At 41.0% G+C, this 614-nt stretch carries 1 protein-coding gene; it reads left to right on the top strand.

The features are described 5' to 3' along the window. Positions 1 to 614 (top strand): transposase (locus tag ACST13_RS11045; RefSeq protein WP_459523257.1); only part of this gene is annotated, 614 nt, incomplete at both ends.

The raw sequence follows: 614 nt of genomic DNA, 5'->3' as shown, positions 1-614 counted from the left end.
ACCTTTTATCTATGGTATAAATTATACAGTGATTTTGGGGTGGATGGGCTAAGTCCTAACAAGCGTTGTGGCAGGCGTCATTGGAATGTGATTCCCTCACAGCAAAAGAACCTGGTGGTTGAATTAGCCTTAGAACACACACAGCTTTCCTGCCGGGAGCTAGCTTGTAAATTGACCGATGAGCAGCAAATCTTCATCTCAGAGTCTAGTGTGTACCGTATTTTAAAGAAAAGAGGATTGATTAGCCCTCCAGCTCATGCGTTTATTCAGGCAGCCGATGAATATAAAAACAAGACTGAATTTGTTCACCAGATGTGGCAAACGGATTTCACCTATTTTAGAATAGTCGGTTGGGGCTGGTATTTTTTAAGCACGGTGATCGATGATTTTAGCCGCTACATTGTGCATTGGGAGTTGTGTGAATCCATGAAAGTAGAGGATGTAAAAAGAACCTTGGATCGGGCAATTATTAAAGCTAAATTAATCACCAAACCAAGACCTCGATTACTCTCTGATAATGGTTCATGTTATGTAGCAAAAGAACTAAAGCAATACCTAAAGGAATCCTACAATATGGATCAATTACACGGCAGACCTTTCCATCCACAGACCCA

The organism is Aquirufa sp. A-Brett2-W8, from assembly GCF_054558755.1.
Note: the sequence above shows the minus strand (reverse complement) of the source record. Positions and strands in the feature narration are given on the sequence as shown.